We start from the raw sequence: 21381 nt of genomic DNA, 5'->3' as shown, positions 1-21381 counted from the left end.
GCCATCTGACAGATAGGCGCATCGGAGGGTTGAACCAAGACTGCCCTCTTGCTTCGAAGCTCGGCGCCGCCTACGATCGAATTGCTGCTGTAGGGCGCACCGGTTTCGGCCGAAGGGGCATTGCCCGCCTACGCTACCTCACCCCAGAATGCGCCCATGTCCCAGTTCGAGCACTTCCGTAAGCAGGCGAAACTCTATCTCAAATGGCATCGCGAGGGCCGTTATCCCGCAGCCGCGGCAATTCGAGCCCTGCTGCCGCGGTTTCGGGATCTTAGCGACAGGCAAATCCTTGATCAGGAATTCAAGCTCGTCGACGCCCAGGAGTTGGTCGCCCGCAAAGCAGGTTTCGAAAACTGGGAGGCGCTCAAAAAAGGATATTCAGACATGAGCACCTCAAATACCTCGGAAAAGGAACCATTCCTTGCTTCTTCGGAGCCGCAGCTGTTCGTTGCAGATATTGGCCGGGCTTGCGATTTCTACGTCGGCAAGCTCGGCTTCACGCTTCGCTTCACCTATGGCGAACCGCCCTTTTTCGCGCAGGTCTTTCGGGATGGAGCACGCGTCAACCTGCGTTATGTCGATCGACCGGTGGTCGACGCCGACAGGATCGTGCCCGAACATCTTGTCGTGGCAACCATTGTGCTCAACCACGGCATCAAGAAACTGTTTCTCGACTACCAGACTGCCGGCGTTCCGTTCTTCCAACCACTCAAGACGGAACCCTGGGGTTCGCGCGCATTTATCGTGAGCGATCCCGACAACAACCTCGTGTGCTTCACTTCGGACGCGTGATCAACAGGCCTTGGAAGCCAGTGTCCGTCGCCGGCTTTAACCTCTCGAAGGCTTTCTCGTGTCCGCGGACAGCATCCTCGAAAACAATTGCAGCAGGATGTCGCAGAGCGGCTGCGGATCATGGCTTTCATGTGCGATCGCATCATCGACGACGCCGTGCATGCCATCGAACAAAACGAGCGCGGTCATTCGGATATCGGGCACCGACCACGCGCCGGCCGCCTGGCCGGCCTCCAGCAAGGCGACAAGCGGGAGGATCGCGCCATCCTTTTCCTTGGATTGACGCAGTGCGTGGCTGAAATCGTGGAAGACGACATCGTGCAACTTGAAATTGGCGAGATAGGCTCGCACGGCGCCATCAACCCAGCCAGACAGCCGCGCTCGGAAATCCGTCGCGGGACAGGCTTCTATCGCCTCATTCACGCTTCTCGCGAAGTCCTGCGAGAAGCGCTCCCGCAGAGCCAGGACAACATCAGTCTTGGTCGAGAAGTAATGATAGAAGGTGCCCTTGGCCACACCGGCGCGTGCGACGATGTCGTCGATCGTCGTTGCGTCGATCCCCTTGGCGATGAAGAGCGCCGCTGCGGATGCCATCAGGTCGTCTGTCCGCACTTCGGCCGGCAAAGTGCGCCGCCGAGAGCGCGAACGACGTTCAGCGGACGGATCTACCTTTGCGTTCATCCTGATTCCCGTGGCTGTATGCAACAGCATTCTAGGGGCATCCGTATCTCCTCGCATAGCACCAACAATTTCAACAGGTTTTCATATTGACCGACGGTCGGTCGAAACATATTCTTGATCGCAATAGTCAGGAATTACCGCATGCCCTCTTCTCCCAGATATGGCCTGGTCGCGGCCGTTTACCTCGGCACGTTCATGGCAACACTGGCCATCAGCATCGTCACCGTTGCGCTTCCGGCAATCCAGGCAGCGCTCGAAACCGATCTATCCGGATTGCAATGGGTTGTGGGTGCCTACGCGCTTTGCCTTTCCGCTTTCATGTTGTCCGCCGGCCCCATCAGCGATCGCTACGGCCGCAAACGTGTCTGGCTGATCGGCGTCGCACTGTTTTCGACTGGATCGGCAATTTCGGCGATGGCTTCATCGCTCGCCATCCTGATTGCCGGCAGCGCCCTGCAAGGCATCGCGGGCGCTCTCGTGATCCCCGGCGCCTTGTCCATCCTGACCCAGGCATTCACCGATCCGGGGCAGCGCGCACATGTGATCGGTGGCTGGGCTTCCTTCAGTGCCGTGTCGCTGATCCTCGGACCGATGCTCGGTGGCATTCTGGTCGACAATGTCGGCTGGTCGAGCATCTTCCTGATCAACATACCGCTTGGTGTACTCACCATAGCGCTCGGGCTGAGAGGCATAAGCGAGAGCGCTGATCCACACCATGCAGCGCTTGATCCTGCAGGACAGGTCCTGTCGATCTTTTTTCTCGGCGCACTCACCTATGCATTGATCGGCGCAGGCCATGCCGGCTGGACCTCACCGCGCGTTGCCGGTGCGCTTGCTGTTGCAACCGCCGCCTTCATCGCTTTCATCACCGTCGAGCTGCGCACCGCGCGCCCGGTGCTGCCTGTCGATCTGTTTCGTCAGCCGACCTTCGCCGCGGTCAATTTCGCGTCTTTCGCGCTCGGCTTTTCAGGTTACAGCAGCTTGTTCTTCTTTTCCCTGTTTCTCCAACAAGTGCAGGGATTGTCAGCAACCGCGGCTGGGTGGCGCATGGCCCCCGTTTTCGTGGCGATGGCGGTCATGTCGTCTTTGTTCGGCAGGCTGTCGTCATGGTGCGGAACCCACTGGCCGATGATCGTCGGCTATGCGCTGCTCGGCGGGTCGATGCTGGCGATGGCGCTGTTTACGCCCGGCACGCCCTACCCGATTGTCGCAATGGTTTTTGCAATCCTGGGCATCGGCATGGGACTTGCCGTTCCCTCAACGGGTGCAGCGGCAATGGCTGCCGCGCCGCGCGAGCGCAGTGGCGCAGCTTCGGCAACGATGAATGCCCTTCGCCAGGGCGGGATGACGATCGGCATCGCATTGCTCGGCACACTGATGAGCAGCCGCGCCATTTCTTCGATGACCGATTACATATCCAGCACGAACACGACCGATACCCTGAGTGTCGCGACGAGCGCCGTCAGGCAGCATGCCATGCCAGTCGGCCTGGAGATGGCGCCTAAGCTGTTCCGGCTGGCGCTTGCCGAAGCCATTGGTCAAGGGTTTTCCCTGGCAGTCGCCTGTGCGGGGGCGTTCGGTCTGCTGGCAGCGGCTGTGCTTGCGGCGATTGGTCGGCGCAAGCTCCGAGACACGAGGCTTCCAGTCGATCGCAGCTCGTAGCGCTCACCAGCCGACGGCTTGGCCATCCTTGCGAGGGTCGGAGCCGGCGCGATAGACGCCGTTTACAGGGACCTGCTCGGGATATTGCGGCGGCACCGGCGTGGACTTGTCCTGCTGGAAGAATATGGCCTGGAAACCACCCACACTCATGTCTGACCTCATGCTCTCGACGGGATGGCCGAGTGCCTGCAACTGCTTGCCGACCCGTTCGAACAGACGCGGCTCCAAAGTGAGCTTGCCGGGTCCATCAGTCTTCTGTTCGTGCACATAACGAGCGGCATCGGCCGTTGCCTGAGGATTGAAGCCAAGGTCGATCATGTTCACGAGATGGGTGGTGAGCGAGTAAGCCTGGATCGCCCCCTGCATATTGCCGAACCCCAGCAAGGGCTCACCATCTTTCATCACAAAGCCGGTGATGATGGTGTGGAATGGGCGTTTGCGCGGTTCGACGCGGTTCGGGCTGGCAGGGTCGAGAGAAAAACCGCTGCCTCGGTCATGCAGCAGGAAACCGTAGCCGGGAACCGTTATCCTGGAGCCGTAGACATTGTAGACGCTATGAACCACCGAAGCCATGTTGCCCCAGCGGTCGGCAGCGATCAGATTGATCGTGCCCCCTTCCAGCGTGCCGGCCACGTTCGGCGTGCCGGCCTTTTTCAAATCGATGCTGGAGCATACCGCGGCCGCATGTTCCTTGGACAGCAGCTGTTCCAGGGGAACATCCGCAAATTTGGGATCGGCGTTGTAGCGGAGCAGATCCGAGTAGGCGAGCTTCTTCGTCTCGACGAGCAGGTGCCAGTATTCCGGCGAGCTGTGATTGAGTTCGGTCAGGTCGATGCCGAGCTTCCGCCCGCACGCTTCGAGCAGGTTAAGCTGCAACAGCGTTGCCCAGCCCTGGCCAGGCGGCGGCACCTGGAAGACATCATAGCCACGATAGCTGGTTGAGATCGGCTCATTCCATTCCGGTTCGAACGCTTCGAGATCGGCAGCGCTCATCACGCCGCCGCCGGCCTCGATACGAGCCACGATCGCGTCGGCCAGCGGACCTTTGTAGAAACCGTCGCGGCCTTTCTCCTGCAGCAGCCGCAAGGTCCTGGCCAGATCCGGATTCCCGATGACGCTGTAGAGTCGCGGCACGTCTCCGTCGCGAAGGAACACACGCGCGGATTCGGGATCCTTGCGCACGGCGTCCAGGTTCTGCACCAGATCCCTGTGATGACGCTCGCTGATGCCCCAGCCTTGCTCGGCTATGACTGCCGCACGTTCGAAGGTCTCCTTGAACGTCATCGTACCGAATCGCTTCAGCATCGCGTCGAACCCGGCGATCGCGCCCGGTACGGTTACGGAATTCACGCCCTCGAGCCTGCGCTCCTTGAAGTACTCAGATGTCCAGCCTTCAGGAGACCAGCCCGCCGAACTCAGCGAGTACAGCCTGCGATCGGCCGCTGACCAATAGAGCACAAAGACATCACCACCGATGCCGGTATCGTTGGGCGACACCACATCGAGCGTCGTCAGCCCCGCGACGGCCGCATCCATGGCGTTGCCGCCTTTCTGCAGGATCTCCAGTCCAGCCTGCGCGGCAAGCGGATGGCTTGTGGTGACCATGCCGTTGCGTGCAACGATTTCGGATCGACCCTGTTCGGACCACCCCATCGGGCGCATTCCAGGCACGGTCACACCGTTGAGCCTCGTACCGGGATTTTCCGTCCCGGCCGGAATGCCGAAGGGCGTTGCCGATTGCGCAAAACTGCTCGTGACACCCAAGATCGAAGTCATTGCCGCAATACCGGAAATCAGCCAGGGTATTCTGCTTCTCAGAATACCGCTCAACTTGGCAAGCACAAACGTCGACCTCCGGCTCGCTGGAAGGTGGGATCGAAGAAATCTCCGGCGACCGGCCGTACCGGCACGATTGGTGCAAGGCGACAATGGCTAGACCTTGTGAAGTTCCGCAAGGACCGGAAGCAGCGCCGTGGGCATATCCTCCGCGATCAGGCCCGGCCCGAAGCGTCCGCCCGCTTCGGCATGCAGCCACACACCGGCGCAGGCAGCCTCGAAGGCCGGCATATGCTGCGCAACGAGCCCTGCCACGATGCCCGCCAGCACATCACCAGAGCCTGCGGTGGCCAGCCAGGGAGAACCGTTGGCGTTGATCGCGGCGCGACCATCCGGCGCGGCAATGACAGTGTCCGCACCTTTGTAGATGACGACGGCATTTGCCCGCTCGGCGGCGGCGCGCGCCTTGCCGAGCTTCGACAGCTCCTCACTTGCGGCAATGTCTGGAAACAGGCGAGCGAATTCACCATCGTGCGGCGTCAAGACCAGTGCCGGAGCTTCCGGTCGAGCGGCAGCTTCAAACAGCCATTGCGGCCCCTCGCGAAATGCCGTGATGCCATCGGCGTCGAGAACCAATCCCCTGGCACCGGGCTCGCTCAGACGACCGCCAGCGGCGAGTACCGCCAATGCAAAATCCCGCGCTTTTTCGCCGACGCCGAAACCCGGCCCCAGCACGAAAGCAGAGGAACGCCCGTCGCCCAACACCGCGGCGAGTTCTGCAACGTCTTCAATCTTGCGCAGCATGATCGAGGTCAGATGCATCGCGTTGACGGCCAGTGCACTGCCCGGTGCCAATACCGTGACGGCGCCTGCCCCGACGCGCGCAGCAGCCAATGCCGACAGTCTGGCGGCGCCCGTCGACGTCGGACCTCCGGAAAAGACGCTGACATGGCCGCGGCGGTATTTGTGTGTGTCGACTGCTGGGGACGGAAACGCCTGTCGCCACAGCGGCGGCTGGTTCTGCCAGGTGCTTCCGGCAAGGGAATTGATGATGTCTGTCGTAATGCCGATGTCGGCGACGATCAACTCACCGCACAATTCGCGGCCAGGCAGCAGCAGATGGCCGGGTTTCTTGCGGGCAAAAGTGACAGTCACCGCTGCCCGGAAGGCGCTGTCCAAGACCTTGCCGCTTTCGCCCGAGACACCGGACGGCAAGTCGACGGCAATAACCGGCAAGCCCTTTGCGTCAGCAAGTGAGGCCGCACGCGCAGCCTCACCGGCAAGCGGTTTCGACAGGCCGGCGCCATAAAGCGCGTCGATCACAATGTCATCGCTGTCGGCATCGAAATCAGCGAGGGATCGCGCCGAAATCGGGCACTCACCGGCAGCTACAGAGGCATCGCCGCCATCACGCGGCGTGCCGGATGTCCACAACGCAACGGTGACACCGCTTTCATGCAGGATCCTGGCCACGACATAGCCGTCGCCACCATTGTTGCCTGGACCGGCCAGCACATGGACGCGCTTCGCAGCAGGAAAGCGCTCCAGGACGACAGCCGCGACAGCTGCACCGGCATTGCGCATCAATCCGATGCCGTCGAACGGTCCGCCGGCGATCGCGAGCCGATCGGCCTCGGCCATCTCGGCGGGTGTGAGCAGTTCAAGCTCCATGTGTCATCTCCACTTGGCGCGCCCGAACGGACATTCGGACAGTTCGGCGCGAGAGGCAAATGCGCAATCGATGCGCAACCTGCCCAAAATTTAAGCATGGAGTTAGAAATTTGGGCCGAGAGCCGCCCCGCAGTACACAATGCTCGCCATGAAGAAGACCAAGCAAACCTGTTCCGTCATGTGCTTTCCATAAAAATTCGCGACGATAACCGTGCAGCGAAGCCAATTGGCACGCTTCATGCTTGAAGGATGTGCAAGCGGGACTGACAACCCGTTTTACCGGCAGTGGAGGCCCCATATCGACATGAAAAAGATCGAAGCGATCATCAAGCCGTTCAAACTGGATGAAGTGAAGGAAGCGCTTCAGGAGGCCGGTCTGCAAGGCATCACCGTTACCGAGGCCAAGGGCTTCGGCAGGCAGAAGGGTCATACCGAACTTTATCGCGGCGCAGAATATGTCGTCGACTTCCTGCCCAAGGTTAAGATCGAAGTCGTGCTCGGCGATGAGTCCGTCGAAGCCGCCATCGAGGCAATCCGCAAAGCGGCTCAGACCGGGCGCATCGGCGACGGCAAGATCTTCGTCTCCAACATTGAGGAAGTCGTGCGCATCCGTACCGGCGAGACCGGACCGGACGCAATCTGACGCCATCGGCCCTGCCGTTTTCAGTTTTCGAATTTCAACGTCATCATACAGGAAAGAGACATGACGACAGCCAAAGACATCCTGAAGCAGATCAAGGACAACGACGTTAAGTTCGTCGACCTGCGCTTCACCGACCCCAAGGGCAAGCTCCAGCACGTCACCATGGATGTGGCTGAAGTCGATGAGGACATGTTCGCTGACGGCGTCATGTTCGACGGTTCTTCGATCGGCGGCTGGAAGGCCATCAACGAGTCCGACATGGTGCTGATGCCGGACACCGACACGGTCCACATGGACCCGTTCTTCGCCCAGTCGACCATGGTCATCCTGTGCGACATCCTGGATCCCGTTTCCGGCGAAGCGTACAACCGCGACCCGCGCGGCACCGCCAAGAAGGCCGAGGCCTATTTGAAGGCCGAAGGCATCGGCGACACCATCTATGTCGGCCCGGAAGCCGAATTCTTCGTTTTCGACGACGTCAAGTACAAGGCCGATCCTTACAACACCGGCTTCAAGCTTGACTCTTCGGAACTGCCTTCCAACGACGACACCGACTACGAAACCGGCAACCTTGGCCACCGTCCGCGCGTCAAGGGCGGCTACTTCCCGGTTCCGCCGATCGACAGCTGCCAGGACATGCGCTCCGAGATGCTCACCGTGCTCACGGAAATGGGCGTGCGCGTTGAAAAGCATCACCACGAAGTAGCTGCCGCCCAGCATGAACTCGGCGTCAAGTTCGATACGCTGGTGCGTAACGCCGACAAGATGCAGCTCTTCAAATATGTCGTGCATCAGGTCTCGAATGCCTATGGCAAGACGGCGACCTTCATGCCGAAGCCGATCTTCGGCGACAACGGCTCGGGTATGCATGTGCACATGTCGATCTGGAAGAACGGCAAGCCGACTTTCGCTGGCAACGAATATGCCGGCCTGTCGGAGAACTGCCTGTACTTCATCGGCGGTGTCATCAAGCATGCCAAGGCCGTGAACGCCTTCACCAACCCGCTCACCAACTCCTACAAGCGTCTGGTGCCGGGTTATGAAGCTCCGGTGCTGCTTGCCTACTCGGCCCGCAACCGTTCCGCGTCCTGCCGCATTCCGTTCGGCAACTCGCCGAAAGCCAAGCGCGTCGAAGTGCGCTTCCCCGATCCGGGCGCGAACCCCTATCTCGGTTTCGCGGCACTGCTGATGGCCGGCCTCGACGGCATCAAGAACAAGATCCATCCTGGCCAGCCGATGGACAAGGATCTGTATGACCTGCCGCCGAAGGAACTGAAGAAGATCCCGACCGTCTGCGGCAGCTTGCGCGAAGCCCTGCAGAGCCTCGACAAGGACCGCGGCTTCCTGAAAGCCGGCGGCGTCTTCGACGACGATCAGATCGACGCCTTCATCGAACTCAAGATGGCCGAAGTGATGCGCTTCGAGATGACCCCGCATCCGGTCGAATTCGACATGTACTACTCGGTCTAAGCGTTTCTTATCGCGCGACAAAAGAACCCCGGCCACAAGGCCGGGGTTTTTCGTTGGAGCGGAATGACGCAAAACGCTGCTCGGCGGGAGCTCGCACGTCTGGAGGCTGGCACCATGCAGCAAGCCTACAGAAAGAGAAGCGAGAGACGGACATTGAACAAAAAAAGACCCCGGCCTCACGACCGGGGTTATTGCCGGACTTGTCGAAGGAGGACGACTTACCTGGCAATCTCTTCGATTTCTTCGGGCGCATGCAGTGTCCAGTCGGCGCGGCGCGCCAGGAAAACCACATAGTAGACTGCCGCCACGGCCGTGATCGCCAATGTGGCAAGCAGGCTCGGCCTGCCGAAGGCGACATCCAGCCAGTTTTGATAAGCGACATAGACGAGCGCGACAAAAGCAAGGATCGGCGGCAGCGGGAACAGCGGCATCCGATAATGCCCGTCCGACGTCGCGCCGCTTCGGCGCCCGGCAATCGCTGCAAGGCACAGCAAAGCGTAAATGACGACCAGCGAGGTGCCGGATACGACCAGAAGCAGGCTCAGATCGATGAAACAGGCCGCGGCAGCGGCGATCGCCACAATGATGGTGGCAATCCACGGCGACGCATAAGTGCCGTGCACGGAAGCAACTGCATCGTTTATCGGGCCGAACCAGGTCTTGTCGCGGCCGGACGAAAACAACAGGCGCGCCGCCTGCAGTACGATGGCGATCACTGCATTGAAGATCGCAATTGCGATGGCAAGGCTGACAACCACGGTCAGCGTGTGCCCACCCCGCGCCTCAAGGAAATATTCGATCTTCGCAGGCGCGGCGAGCAAAGCGACGAGATCGGGAGAACCGAGCAGCACAGCGGTCAGCGGGATCAGTTCCGCGGCGACCGTGATGACGAGTGCCCACAGGACAACCTTGCCGATGCTGCGCTTCGCATCTTGTGTTTCTTCGCCGAAATAGGCTGCGGCGCCGTAGCCATTGTAGGCAAAGATGGCAACGGCTGTGGCAGCAAGAATGAGCCCCGTAGAAGCCGGAACCAGAGAGTTGGTCGCGGCGTCGAGAATCTGTGGCGAGGTGAACAGGCTGGAAAGCGGCCGCTCGATATTGATGAAACCGAGCGCAACCAGAATCAGCAGAGCCAGCATCTCGATGCCAAGAAAGATGCCGGTGACAAAGGCATTAAGCTTGATGCGCAGCGCTGCGACGATGCCGGCCAGGATGATGGTGGCCACGCCTACCCACTGTGCATTGAGGTTGGGCAGAAGCACACCGAGATAGGTGCCGACGCCAAGCGCAACCACCGCGATGATCAGCACGATCGAGATGAAGACCAGAACCAGCGTGACGAACCCCCAGAAGCGGCCGAGTGTGCGACCTATCATGGTGTATTCGCCGCCGGCTGTCGGATATGCCGAGGACAGTTCGGCATAAACGAAGGCCATGAAAAGTCCAATGATCGCGGCAAACAGGAATGACAGGAACGAGCCCGTCCCGGCCAGCGCGATGACGCCGGGCACGATGATGAAAACCGACGATGCCGGCGTCACTGCCGACAGCACGATCATCAAAGTGCCCAATCCATTGAGTGCGCGGTCGAGCCCTCCGCTCGACGGTGAATCTTGCGATGACATCAAACCCTCCCGATTTTTATACAATTAAAATAACGTTCCCACAAAAACGCTACGCCCGACTCGACAATTCGTCAACAAACTTCATCGAAAATCCCTTGCAATGCGAACAACAACAATTTTAATTTGAACGCCATTCAGGAGGAAGAATGAGCAGAACCGTCGCACAGACCGAACGCCGGCTCACCTTGATCAGCGCTGCAGAGACGATGATCGCCAAGCACGGTCTGGCCGGCGTGACCTTGCGCGCCGTTGCCAACGAGGCCGGCATGAGCTCGAGCGCCGCGCTCTACTACTATCCCGGCTTGAAGGAACTTCTGGATGACGTGCAGAAGCAGGCCGTCGAGCGGTTCTGCACGCTTCGGGCAGCGGCAATCGCGCAGATTTCCGATCCGCGCGAGCGATTGAAGGCGATGATCCGTTCCGGCTTACCAGAGGATCCCGGCGATCGGCTTTGCCGGCTGCTGATGGAACTCGGCGCCTACGCTCGCTCCGATGCCGCCTATGCCGCACGCCACATCACACTGTTCGAGCGGCAGGTCGCCATTTACGTCGGCATTCTGGAGGCCGGCTCAATCACCGGCACGTTCAAGCTTTCCGATGCTAGCGAAACGCTGGCCCGCAGCCTTGTCATCCTCGAAGACGGTCTCGGCCTCCACCTCCTCAACGTGGTGCCGGCGGTCGACTATCCGACCGCGCTCGGCATCCTCACCGCTTACGCAGAAACGGCAACCGGCTGCCGCCTTCGCTGACCATTTTCCGAACAGCAGTTTTTCAAGGAAGAACGTATGAGTGAGACCTCGCATGTCACGCCCTCTGGCAAACCCCGCGCCAGGGCGCTCGGCATCCCCTTTACTGGCAATCCGGGTCGCTTCAATTCCATCACCGATGTGCCGGGGGTCGAGGTCGGCTACACCACGCTGATTTCAGGCGACGGCAAGATGGAGATCGGCAAGGGCCCGGTGCGCACAGGCGTCACCGCCATCCTGCCACTCGGGCGTGAAGGGGCAGGCCAGGCGATCGCCGCCGGCTATCATTCCTTCAACGGCAACGGCGAGATGACCGGCGTGTCGTGGCTGGAGGAAGCCGGTGCGCTGAACATGCCGATCCTGATCTCCAACACGCATGCGATCGGCCCCTGCCATCGCGGAACGATAGACTGGATGGTACGCAACAAGCCGGATGTGGCCAATCAATGGATGCTGCCGGTCGCGGCGGAAACCTGGGATGGGTATCTGAACGACATCAACGGTCCGCATGTGACCAGCAGCCACGCGGTTGCAGCGCTTGACGCCGCGCGGAGCGGCGCGATCGAGGAAGGCTCGGTCGGCGGCGGCACCGGCATGAATTGCTATGCCTTCAAGGGCGGCAACGGCACCGCTTCACGCGTCGTCGACTACGGCCATCGCAGCTACACGGTTGGCGTCTTCCTGCAGACCAATTTCGGCTCCCGCAACGAACTGACCATCGCAGGTGTGCCATTGGGTACTGAACTCGCCGACGACAACCCGATGGAAGCTTTTGCCGCCAGCCTTCCAGCTGGAGCCGGATCCTGCATTGGCATCGTGGCTACCGACGCCCCGCTTCTGCCCGGCCAATGCAAGGCGCTTGCGCGGCGCGTGCCTCTCGGACTTGCACGCACTGGTACTGCCGGCTCGCATTTTTCGGGCGACATCTTCCTCGCCTTCTCGACTGCTAACCGCGACGCGCTGAACGGACGCTTTCCGAGAGGCGAGCCTGACGCCAGCACCTACAGCCATATGGATTTCATTCCATGGGGGCGCATGGACGATTTCTATTCGGCAGTTGTGCAGGCAACAGAGGAAGCCGTGGTCAACGCGCTGGTCGCCAATGCCGAGATGATCGGCCGCGACGGCCACCGCAGCCCCGCGCTGCCGCATGACCGCGTGCTGAAGGCACTCAAGGCACGCGGCGTCATCGCAAGCTGAAGGGCCTGCCTCTCCATTGTCCGCCACAGCGCGCCGGCACTTCTCGGCGCGTCCCAGGCAAATCCATCCCAAGCTTCGAGGTCATTCCGGCTTCGCGACAAGTCGGCGGCATTCTGCTAGCATGCCGCCGCGGCACCCACCTGAAAGTTTGAACTCAAAAGGTTCCGGGAAGGGAATGTTAGCTCTCCTGTGATAGGGAGAAGCAAGCTTGGGAACTATTTTATGAACAAGAGCGATCCGGCAAGCCGCTTTTCAACTGATGCGGTGCGCAAGTTCGAAGACCCGGCAGCGGACAAGAAGTCTTCCGCCGGGTTGAGTGAACTCGCCCGTCAGGTGGCTGCGCAGTACCGCACCGATACGATGTCGCCAGTAATGGTCATCGGCACCCTGCGCCTGATCGAGTTTTCATTGCTGTTTCTCTCAGGCCTGGCTCTTTATGTCTATTACGAAGGTCTTTTCGAGCATCTTGGCTGGCAATACGCGCTGACCTTTGCTTCCGCCTCGCTGCTTGCGATCATCCTTCTCGAGGTTGCCGACTGCTATCAGGTTCCACGGCTGCTCAGGCCCATCGCCAATTTCGGCCGCCTCTTGTCGATCTGGGCGGGGACTTTCGCGGCCCTTGCCGTCGCAGCCTTCTTTCTCAAGATCTCCCAGGACTATTCGCGACTGCTGTTCGGCACATGGTTCGTCGTCGGCTTTGTGCTCACCTTCATGATGCGACTTGTCACGGCACGACTTTTGCGCCGCTGGGCGCGCGATGGACGCATGGAGCGTCGCGCTGTCATCGTGGGCGGCGGCAAGGCGGCGGAGACGCTCATCCGCTCGATTGAAAAGCAGCCGGACAACGATATCCGCATCTGCGGCATCTTCGACGACCGCGACGACAGCCGTTCGCCACCGGTGGTGGCAGGTTACCCCAAGCTCGGAACCATTGCGGAATTGCTAGAATTTGCCCGCGTCGCGCGCATCGACATGCTGATCGTCTCGCTGCCGATCTCGGCCGAAGCGCGCGTGCTGCAGCTTTTGAAGAAACTCTGGGTGCTGCCGGTCGACATCCGCCTTTCCGCGCATACCAACCAGTTGCAGTTCAGGCCCCGCTCCTATTCCTACATCGGCTCGGTGCCGATGCTCGACATCTTCGACAAGCCGATCAACGATTGGGACTCGGTCGCCAAGCGCGCTTTCGACATCATCTTTTCGGTCCTGTGCATCGTCGCATTCTCGCCGATCATGCTGGCGACCGCGATCGCCATCAAGCTGGACAGCAAAGGCCCTGTCCTGTTCAAGCAGAAGCGTCACGGCTTCAACAACGAGGAGATCGTCGTCTACAAATTCCGCTCCATGTATGCGGACAAGTCCGATCCCAGCGCCAAGAAAACCGTGACCAAGAATGACCCGCGCGTGACCCGCGTCGGCCGTTTCATCCGCAAGACCTCACTCGACGAGCTGCCGCAGTTCTTCAATTCGCTGTTCGGCTCGCTTTCACTGGTCGGCCCTCGCCCGCACGCAGTCGCCGCCCAGTCGCACAACCTTCTCTACAACGAAGTCGTCGACGGCTACTTCGCCCGCCATCGCGTCAAGCCGGGAGTGACCGGCTGGGCACAGATCAATGGCTGGCGTGGCGAGATGGATACCAACGAAAAGATCCGCATGCGTACCGAGTATGATCTTTATTACATCGAGAACTGGTCGATGCTGTTCGACCTGCGGATCCTGCTGTTGACGCCGCTACGCCTGCTCAACACGGAAAACGCGTATTGAGTGTACAGCCGCATGAATTGCCATGGGCCGTGGTCAACGCCAAGCTGATCGCGCTGCTGTCGTCGGGCGCCATCATTGTCGGCATTCTGCTGTCAGGCTTCGTCATCGAAGAGCCCGCCCCTTACGAGCTCTACATGGCTGCGCTGATTGGCGTCTGGGCGCTGTTCGGCCTGCATATCTCACGCGCCGTGGCGCCGCTGCTCGTCCTGCTCGTGGCCATGAACATCGGCGGCATGCTTGCCATGACGCAGATGGCCGACCTGTCGTGGACGCCGCTCTATCTGGCCGTCTCGCTGTTCCTGGCTTTCACCGCCGTCTTCTTCGCTGCCGTGGTCGAACGCCGACCGGATCTCTACCGGCTGATCTTCCTGGCCTATACGACGACAGCCGTCGTCACCTCGGTTCTCGGTATCGCCGGCTATTTCAAGCTGTTTCCCGGCGCGGAGATTTTCACCAAATACGAGCGCGCCGCAGGCGCTTTCCAAGACCCGAACGTGTTTGGCCCCTTCTTGGTGCTGCCCGGCATCTACCTGTTCTACCGGCTGCTGACCGGTCCCGTGCACCGCATGCCGCTGCTGGCGATACCGCTGCTGATCGTGGTCGGCGGAATCTTTTTGTCCTTCTCACGCGGCGCCTGGGGACTGTTCGGTGTCGCTGTCGTCCTTCTGACCGGCCTGGTGTTCCTGCAGAACAACAGCGGCCGTTTCCGGCTGCGCGTGGTGATAATGACCCTCGCCGTCCTTGTCGGGCTGGTGGTCGCAATGCTTGTCGTGCTGCAGATCCCCGGTGTGGCCGAGATGCTGACTACGCGCGCGAGGCTGGCGCAGGACTACGATTCGGCGCGGCTTGGTCGATTTGCCCGCTATGCCATCGGTTTCATGCTGGCGCTGGAAAGGCCGTTCGGCATTGGCGCGCTGGTGTTCGGCAAGATGTATGGCGAAGATACGCATAACATCTGGCTTAAGACGCTGATGGACTACGGCTGGCTGGGCTTCGTGTCTTACCTCACCCTGACGGTCTGGACGATCGTTGCGGGCTTTCGCCTGCTGCTGCGCAACAGGCCATGGCAGCCCTATGTGCTGTGCGCCTATGTCGTCTATCTCGGCCATGTTGGTCTCGGCAGTGTTATCGACACCGATCACTGGCGCCACTTCTACCTGCTGCTCGGCCTGATCTGGGGCGGCATTGCGCTGGAGTACCGCTATCAGCGCGGCTTGATCAGTCTGCCCAATGGCGGTTCAACACCCCGCCTGCGGGCCGCCGCCCCTGCTGTAGTGCCAGCCGAGCCTCTGCCTGCTTTCCGGTCGGTGTCGCTGCTGTCGCTGCGCCCTGCCAACTAGAGCGTTTCCGTTTTTCACGGAAACGCGGAAACGCACTCTTTGTTTTTACGCAATTCCGCACGGAAAACCGCTACTCGCTTTTGCTGGAATTGCTCTAGATCGGCTTTCGGAGCCGATATTCCATCGGCATCGCCATATGCCGACGACGGCGTAACGCCGTCAAAATGGGGTCAAGTCAATCTGTTTGAAAATGGTCGGAGTGGCCGGATTCGAACCGACGACCCCTTGACCCCCAGTCAAGTGCGCTACCGGGCTGCGCTACACTCCGAGCCGCGCGAAGCCTTATATTTTCGAGGGTTGCGGCGCAAGGCTTAATTTGAACTCATCGCCACAAGCAGCCAATCGCCTGTGAAAATCGACGGCCTGTCATTCGCGGGAATGCGTCACAAACCGACCGATCCGTACGTCAACAGAGTAGGATAACGAAAACCGGCGAGATAAGATGCCGAAGCACAAACGACGTCAAACACACACCAGCGGCGACATAATTACCGATATCCGCCCTGCTTTACTGGGGCTCGCCTATCGCATGCTGGGCTCCCGCATCGATGCGGAAGATGCGGTTCAGGACACATTCCTGCGCTGGCAGGAGGCAGATCGCGCCACGATTCGCAATCCGACCGGGTGGCTGACGACCGCTTGTACGAGACGATGTATCGATTTGCTCAGAAGCGTCGGACGACAGCGCACGGATTATGTCGGAGCCTGGCTTCCGGAAGCGATCCACACCAAGGTCGAGCCGGAGGAAGAGACACCAACGTCGCTGGCGCGGTCCATGACGACTGCCTTTCTCCTTATGCTCGAACGACTTTCGCCAAAGGAACGCGCCGCTTATCTGCTGCACGACATTTTCGAGCTCCCCTACCCGCAAATCGCGGAGATCCTTGGCCTCAAGGAAGCAACCTGCCGAAAACTCGTTTCCCGAGCTCGAAGCAATGTGGGGCAATCCGCATTGCGATCCGAGCTGCCATCGACGGACCGACAAGAGCGGCTGCTGGCTGCGTTCCAGGACGCGATCTTCACCGGTAATGCGACGAAGTTCGCCAACCTGTTGTCGGAAGATGTCGAGATCCGGCATGACACTGGCGGCAAGGTGGGCGCCGCTGTCCATATGCTGCGAGGCAGGGCCGACGTTCTCGACTTCGTTCTGACATTCTTGCGCAAGGTCTGGTCACGCTACGGCTGGACCGTCACTGAACTCAACGGAGCAAGGGCTCTGACCCTTGCGAAAGACGATGCGACCGTTGCAGCGGTATCTTTCGGTTTCGAAGATTCAGGCAAAGCAAAGCACATCTTTATCCAGCGCAACCCAGGCAAGCTCGCAAGCCTGTCGCTGTTTCCCCCGACAGACGGTCTCGCGCACCTGCCCCAGTAAGGAAAATCGGTACCAACGTCACAAGCGGCGGCCTGGATCGTCAATATCGGTGAGACGCATAAGCGCTCGGACACACTCACCGGAGGACAAGTCGTGCCGAAATCATCCCTGTTCATGAAGTTTCGAGCCAAACCAGGTCGGCGCGAAGAGGTCCGTCGCGTCTGGGAGCGGCTTCTCAAAACGAACATCGAAAAGCACCCTTCCTTCGAAGGCTATTATTATTGTTTCGACGACAACGACCCGGACGTCATCTGCGTGTTCCAGATCACAAGCGACAGCGAGACGCCGCAGCGGTTCGTCGCCGAACCATGGTACCGCGTCTATCACGACGAGGTTGCGCCGCTTCTAGACGGCGACGGTGAATTTCACGTCGCCACCCCGGTCTGGGAGCGCCCCCGCTAAAGCAGCTACAGGAAAAGTGAGAAGCGGTTTTCCGTCCGGAATTACCTGAAGAACAAAGCGCTTGAGCGCCTCCGGATGGAAGCGCTCAAGCAGGCTCGCCGCGAAGTTCAACCGCATGGGGAAAAAATGGCCACCATTCTCGTCACCGGGGCGACCGGCAATCTTGGTTCGGCCGTCGTTCACGCGCTCCTGGCCCGAGGACATCGCGTTCGGGCGTTAGCGAGATCCAGAAACGCGAAGGTCGAAGGCGCTGAAATCGTCAGTGGCGACCTGAAACTACGGGACAGCCTTGCCGGCGCCACCGCCGGCGTCGCTGCGATCATCCACTGCGCGTCCAGCTTCGATGCCGATGGCGCCACCGATCTGCAAGGCACCAGCAATCTGGTCGATGCCGCTCGCCTCAACGCCAGGCCGCGCCTCATCTACATCTCGATCGTCGGCGTCGACCGCATCGATTTTCCGTACTTCAAGACGAAGCTCTCCGCCGAGGCGATCGTGCGCAGGTCGGGGCTGCCCTACACGATCCTGCGCGCTGCGCAGTTTCACGACTTCGTGCTGCGTTTCGTCCAAAGCTTCGAAGACAAGGCGCAGCGTACCATCACTGTGCCCAAAGGCCTGTTCTTTCAATCGATCGCGGTTGCGGAGGTGGCAGAAAGGTTGGCCGGCGCCGTCGCAAGCCATGACGTCGGCTACTGCTCGGAAATGGCAGGCCCGGAGATCCTGCGGCTCGAGGCGATGGCGGAACGCTACGCGCGATCGTCGGTGATCGCTCCGACGGTGACCACCCTGGCGCACGATCCCGAACCGGCATTCCATGATGCATTTCGCAGTGGCCACGGCCTTGTGCCCGACAGCGCGGTTGGCCGTCAGACCTGGGAGCAGTTCCTGAAGGAGAGATTCGGGGCGATCTAGCCCGCGTGGCGGCTCACCCGTACGCGTTCAGCCGGAATCCCGTCCAGCCGGTTTCGTCAACGCACCTGGTCGAGCAGGCGCTTGCATTCCAGCAGGTCGAATAGCGCTTCCTGCAGCAAGGCTCGGTTATCGCGCGAGAGCTTGCCGGAGCCGGCCTGGACAGGCCCCTCTTCGTCGGCCTTGCCGAGACCGAAGAAACGGCGATTCGGCTTGGCCGTCGGCTGGCCGACCAGCATCTCGTCGTCGGCGCGCGGCTGTGCTGCCGGGGTCAGCGGCACCTCTTCGGCCTGCCGACGCTGCGCAATCGCCTCGACGGCGGCCACGTCGCCGTGGCCAACCGCAATCAGGAACTGGTTGCCGTTCTCGCGCAGCAGCTTCTGCACACCCTTGATGGTGTAGCCCTGGTCGTAGAGCATGTGGCGGATGCCCTTGATGAGCTCTACATCCTGCGGCCGGTAATAGCGACGACCACCGCCGCGTTTCATCGGCTTGATCTGGTTGAAACGCGTTTCCCAGAACCGCAACACATGCTGCGGCAGATCAAGGTCTTCAGCTACCTCGGAAATGGTGCGGAAGGCATCGGGGCTCTTGTCCATGGGCGGATCCTCGCGCTGGGCATCGGATCGGACGCGTCGTCACGTGCGTTGGTCAATCCAATGCGCAAAGAACAGACGAACCGAAAATTCGACAGAGTTCCGTCGAATCGACGCCTATTTCAGCGATTTATCATCCGACATTCAAGCCCGGCATCAAGCCAGGGCCGGTTTTCAACCGCAGAGTCGGACTTTCGCCTATTTGCTTGATTTTGTCTTGCCGGCCTGATGAGAGCGCAGGATGCGGCTCTTCAGAACGTTCGAGGCTTTGAAGGTCATGACCCGGCGCGGCAGGATCGGTACCTCCTCACCGGTTTTGGGATTGCGTCCGATACGCTCGTTCTTGGAACGGACATGGAAGGTGGCGAAGGACGACAGCTTGACTGTTTCCCCGCGGACGATCGCTTCACATATCTCGTCGAGCACCGCTTCGACCAGTTCGGCCGACTCCGTGCGCGACAGACCGACCTTTCGATAAACGGCCTCAGCAAGGTCAGCACGTGTAAGTGTCTTTCCCCCCATCAGACCGTCCTATCAGCTTGTGCTCAAATGTATCGACTAAACGAGGGCGGAGCCTAAGTAATTGACTCGACAAGGTCAAGAACCGAACCGTGCGGTTCGTTCACCATCTGACGAGGACCGCGCCCCAGGTGAATCCGCCGCCCATCGCTTCCAGAAGCACGAGGTCGCCACGCTTGATACGACCGTCGGCAGCGGCGATCGAAAGCGCCAGCGGCACGGAGGCCGCCGAGGTATTGCCGTGCTTGTCGACCGTGATCACCACCTTCTCCTCGGCGATGCCGAGCTTCTTGGCGGAAGCATCGATGATGCGCTTGTTGGCCTGGTGCGGCACGAACCAGTCGAGGTCTTCCGCCGTGATACCGGCCTGCGAGAACGTCGCCTCGATCACGTCGGTGATCATGCCGACGGCATGCTTGAACACCTCGCGCCCTTCCATCCTGAGATAGCCTACCGTGCCGGTGGTCGACGGACCACCATCGACATAGAGCTTGTCCTTGTGCGATCCATCGGAGCGCAGGCTGGCTGCCAGAACGCCGCGGTCAGCGATGGTGCCAGCCGCCTCGGTGGCCTCGAGCACGAGCGCTCCGGCACCATCGCCGAACAGGACGCAGGTCGAGCGGTCGCTCCAGTCGAGAATGCGCGAAAAGGTCTCAGAGCCGATCACCAGCACACGTTTGGCCAGGCCGGCACGAATATAGGCGTCAGCCGTGGTGACGGCGTAAACGAAGCCAGAGCAGACCGCCTGCATGTCGAAGGCGTAGCCGTGACGCATGCCCAGCCGTTGCTGAATCTCGACCGAGGTGGCCGGAAAGGTGTTGTTGGGCGTTGAGGTTGCCAGGACGATGAGATCGATATCGTCCGGTGTCAAACCGGCATCGAGCAGCGCTGCCCGTGCAGCCCCCTCGCCGAGCGAAGCCGTCGTCTCGTCATCGGATGCGATGTGACGCTGGCGAATGCCGGTACGCTGGGCGATCCATTCGTCCGACGTTTCGACCATGCCCTCGAAATCGGCATTCTTCATGATACGGCGGGGCAACGCCTGGCCCGTGCCGCGCACGACTGATCTGATCAAGCTATCTTATCCTTCTTCGTCGACCGCGACGTCAGACTTCCTGGTGGCCGGAGACTGCGGGTTGCGCGCATGGAACAGATCGAGATCCGCCTCGATACGATCCAACAACCGGTTACGCACCATGTCGTAGGCCAGTTCCACCGCTGCCGCAAACCCCGCCGAATCGGCACCTCCGTGACTCTTTACCACGACGCCGTCCAATCCGAGGAAGACACCACCGTTGGAACGGCTGACATCCATCTTTTGACGCAGCAGGTCGAAAGCGCCCTTGGCGAACAGATAGCCGATGCGCGCCATAAGCGTCCGGCTCATGGCCGCGCGCAGATAGCCGCCGATCTGGCGTGCCGTACCCTCGGCGGTCTTCAACGCGATGTTACCGGCGAAACCCTCGGTCACGACAACATCGACGGTGCCCTTGCCGATGTCATCGCCCTCGACAAAGCCGTGATAAGCAAGGGAGTTCATGTTTGCCTCGCGCAGCATGCGCCCGGCTTCCTTGACCACTTCCTGCCCTTTGATCTCCTCAACGCCGACATTGAGCAGGCCAACCGTCGGCCGCTCAACGCCGAAGACAGCGCGTGCCATCCCGCTGCCGAGAATGGCGAAGTCGACAAGCTGATGCGCGTCTGCACCAATGGTGGCACCGACATCGAGCACCACGCTTTCGCCCCGTACGGTCGGCCAGATGGCCGCGATCGCTGGTCGGTCTATGGTCGCCATCGTGCGCAAGCAGAATTTCGACATCGCCATCAGCGCACCGGTGTTGCCTGCGGACACGCAGGCATCGGCCGAATTTGCCTTCACCGCTTCGATCGCCTTCCACATCGACGATTTCCAGCGGCCATGGCGCAATGCCTGGCTGGGCTTGTCATCCATGCGGACAGCGACTTCGCAGTGAAAGAACTCGCTCTTCTCGGCAAGACCAGGAAACTTCACCAGTTCGGGCCGCACAACGTCTTCGCGGCCGTAGATAATGAAACGGATGTCCGGGCGGCGGGTGGCAACAGTCTGAAGCGCCGGAATGACCACGCCGGGACCGTGGTCGCCGCCCATGGCATCAATGGAGATTTTTATCACGCGTTGTTCATCTCGTGGGTTGGCTTGGGACCATCGTGACTTTCCGGCGAAAATAGCGGTT

19 protein-coding genes and 1 tRNA gene are annotated in these 21381 nt (G+C 60.5%); 11 read left to right on the top strand and 9 right to left on the bottom strand.

What is annotated here, in order from left to right; genetic code table 11:
• Window positions 1–120 precede the first annotated feature (120 nt).
• Window positions 121–792 (top strand): VOC family protein, encoded by a 672-nt coding sequence (locus AC3WTO_RS05875; RefSeq protein ID WP_492459712.1) that lies wholly within the window; start codon window positions 121–123, stop codon window positions 790–792.
• A gap of 36 nt (window positions 793–828) precedes the next feature.
• On the opposite strand, the gene AC3WTO_RS05870 is transcribed toward AC3WTO_RS05875, so the two are convergent.
• Complete coding sequence (locus tag AC3WTO_RS05870; protein ID WP_492459711.1) at window positions 829–1386, bottom strand: TetR/AcrR family transcriptional regulator; 558 nt, start codon at window positions 1384–1386, stop codon at window positions 829–831.
• 228 nt (window positions 1387–1614) lie between these two features.
• Between AC3WTO_RS05870 and AC3WTO_RS05865 the strand changes: the two genes are divergently transcribed.
• Window positions 1615–3135, top strand: a complete 1521-nt coding sequence (locus AC3WTO_RS05865; RefSeq protein WP_492459710.1) for an MFS transporter — start codon at window positions 1615–1617, stop codon at window positions 3133–3135.
• 3 nt (window positions 3136–3138) lie between these two features.
• Here the strand turns inward: AC3WTO_RS05865 and AC3WTO_RS05860 are convergent, their stop codons facing one another.
• A complete protein-coding gene (locus tag AC3WTO_RS05860; protein ID WP_492459709.1) occupies window positions 3139–4911 on the bottom strand; it encodes a gamma-glutamyltransferase family protein in 1773 nt (590 codons plus the stop codon).
• A 156-nt stretch (window positions 4912–5067) separates the two neighbouring features.
• Window positions 5068–6582 (bottom strand): NAD(P)H-hydrate dehydratase, encoded by a 1515-nt coding sequence (locus tag AC3WTO_RS05855; RefSeq protein WP_492459708.1) that lies wholly within the window; start codon window positions 6580–6582, stop codon window positions 5068–5070.
• Between the two features lie 304 nt (window positions 6583–6886).
• Between AC3WTO_RS05855 and AC3WTO_RS05850 the strand changes: the two genes are divergently transcribed.
• Together AC3WTO_RS05850 and glnA are read left to right on the top strand one after the other, a co-directional pair.
• Entirely contained in the window at window positions 6887–7225 is a 339-nt protein-coding gene (locus AC3WTO_RS05850; RefSeq protein ID WP_024926327.1) for a P-II family nitrogen regulator, read from the top strand.
• Window positions 7226–7285: 60 nt separating this feature from the next.
• Entirely contained in the window at window positions 7286–8695 is a 1410-nt protein-coding gene (glnA, locus tag AC3WTO_RS05845; protein ID WP_492459707.1) for a type I glutamate--ammonia ligase, read from the top strand.
• 218 nt (window positions 8696–8913) lie between these two features.
• Here the strand turns inward: glnA and AC3WTO_RS05840 are convergent, their stop codons facing one another.
• Window positions 8914–10320, bottom strand: a complete 1407-nt coding sequence (locus tag AC3WTO_RS05840; protein WP_492459706.1) for an APC family permease — start codon at window positions 10318–10320, stop codon at window positions 8914–8916.
• Between the two features lie 146 nt (window positions 10321–10466).
• Between AC3WTO_RS05840 and AC3WTO_RS05835 the strand changes: the two genes are divergently transcribed.
• The 4 genes from AC3WTO_RS05835 (at window position 10467) to AC3WTO_RS05820 (ending at window position 15367) form a co-directional block, all read left to right on the top strand.
• A complete protein-coding gene (locus AC3WTO_RS05835) occupies window positions 10467–11069 on the top strand; it encodes a TetR/AcrR family transcriptional regulator (RefSeq protein ID WP_492459705.1) in 603 nt (200 codons plus the stop codon).
• A 36-nt stretch (window positions 11070–11105) separates the two neighbouring features.
• Window positions 11106–12266 (top strand): DmpA family aminopeptidase, encoded by a 1161-nt coding sequence (locus tag AC3WTO_RS05830; protein ID WP_492459704.1) that lies wholly within the window; start codon window positions 11106–11108, stop codon window positions 12264–12266.
• 222 nt (window positions 12267–12488) lie between these two features.
• Window positions 12489–14027 (top strand): undecaprenyl-phosphate glucose phosphotransferase, encoded by a 1539-nt coding sequence (locus AC3WTO_RS05825; RefSeq protein WP_492459703.1) that lies wholly within the window; start codon window positions 12489–12491, stop codon window positions 14025–14027.
• Window positions 14024–15367, top strand: coding sequence for an O-antigen ligase family protein (locus tag AC3WTO_RS05820; protein ID WP_492459702.1), 1344 nt, complete (start codon window positions 14024–14026; stop codon window positions 15365–15367). Before AC3WTO_RS05825 ends, AC3WTO_RS05820 begins: the two co-directional genes overlap by 4 nt.
• 191 nt (window positions 15368–15558) lie before the next feature.
• Here the strand turns inward: AC3WTO_RS05820 and AC3WTO_RS05815 are convergent.
• Window positions 15559–15635 (bottom strand) — tRNA-Pro (locus AC3WTO_RS05815).
• 174 nt (window positions 15636–15809) lie between these two features.
• Between AC3WTO_RS05815 and AC3WTO_RS05810 the strand changes: the two genes are divergently transcribed.
• From AC3WTO_RS05810 to AC3WTO_RS05800, 3 genes are all read left to right on the top strand, one after another.
• Window positions 15810–16742 carry a sigma-70 family RNA polymerase sigma factor gene (locus AC3WTO_RS05810; RefSeq protein WP_492459701.1) on the top strand — a complete coding sequence of 311 codons (933 nt, stop codon included), beginning with the start codon at window positions 15810–15812 and terminating at the stop codon, window positions 16740–16742.
• 93 nt (window positions 16743–16835) lie between these two features.
• On the top strand, window positions 16836–17144 hold the full coding sequence (locus AC3WTO_RS05805; protein ID WP_492459700.1) for a putative quinol monooxygenase: 309 nt from the start codon (window positions 16836–16838) through the stop codon (window positions 17142–17144).
• A gap of 126 nt (window positions 17145–17270) precedes the next feature.
• The gene (locus tag AC3WTO_RS05800; RefSeq protein ID WP_492459699.1) at window positions 17271–18056 is read left to right on the top strand and encodes an SDR family oxidoreductase; all 786 of its coding nucleotides are present in this window, start codon (window positions 17271–17273) and stop codon (window positions 18054–18056) included.
• Between the two features lie 56 nt (window positions 18057–18112).
• On the opposite strand, the gene AC3WTO_RS05795 is transcribed toward AC3WTO_RS05800, so the two are convergent.
• From AC3WTO_RS05795 to plsX, 4 genes are all read right to left on the bottom strand, one after another.
• Entirely contained in the window at window positions 18113–18652 is a 540-nt protein-coding gene (locus AC3WTO_RS05795; RefSeq protein ID WP_492459698.1) for a MerR family transcriptional regulator, read from the bottom strand.
• 195 nt (window positions 18653–18847) lie between these two features.
• Window positions 18848–19171, bottom strand: coding sequence for an integration host factor subunit alpha (locus tag AC3WTO_RS05790; protein ID WP_492459697.1), 324 nt, complete (start codon window positions 19169–19171; stop codon window positions 18848–18850).
• A 100-nt stretch (window positions 19172–19271) separates the two neighbouring features.
• Window positions 19272–20243: a beta-ketoacyl-ACP synthase III gene (locus tag AC3WTO_RS05785; protein WP_492459696.1), complete on the bottom strand. Its 972-nt coding sequence runs from the start codon at window positions 20241–20243 to the stop codon at window positions 19272–19274.
• A gap of 6 nt (window positions 20244–20249) precedes the next feature.
• Window positions 20250–21320, bottom strand: coding sequence for a phosphate acyltransferase PlsX (gene plsX / locus AC3WTO_RS05780; protein ID WP_492459695.1), 1071 nt, complete (start codon window positions 21318–21320; stop codon window positions 20250–20252).
• Window positions 21321–21381 lie beyond the last annotated feature (61 nt).

The organism is Mesorhizobium sp. EU05-FHT14A09, assembly GCF_058790995.1.
This window is presented reverse-complemented; position numbering and strand designations above follow the sequence as displayed.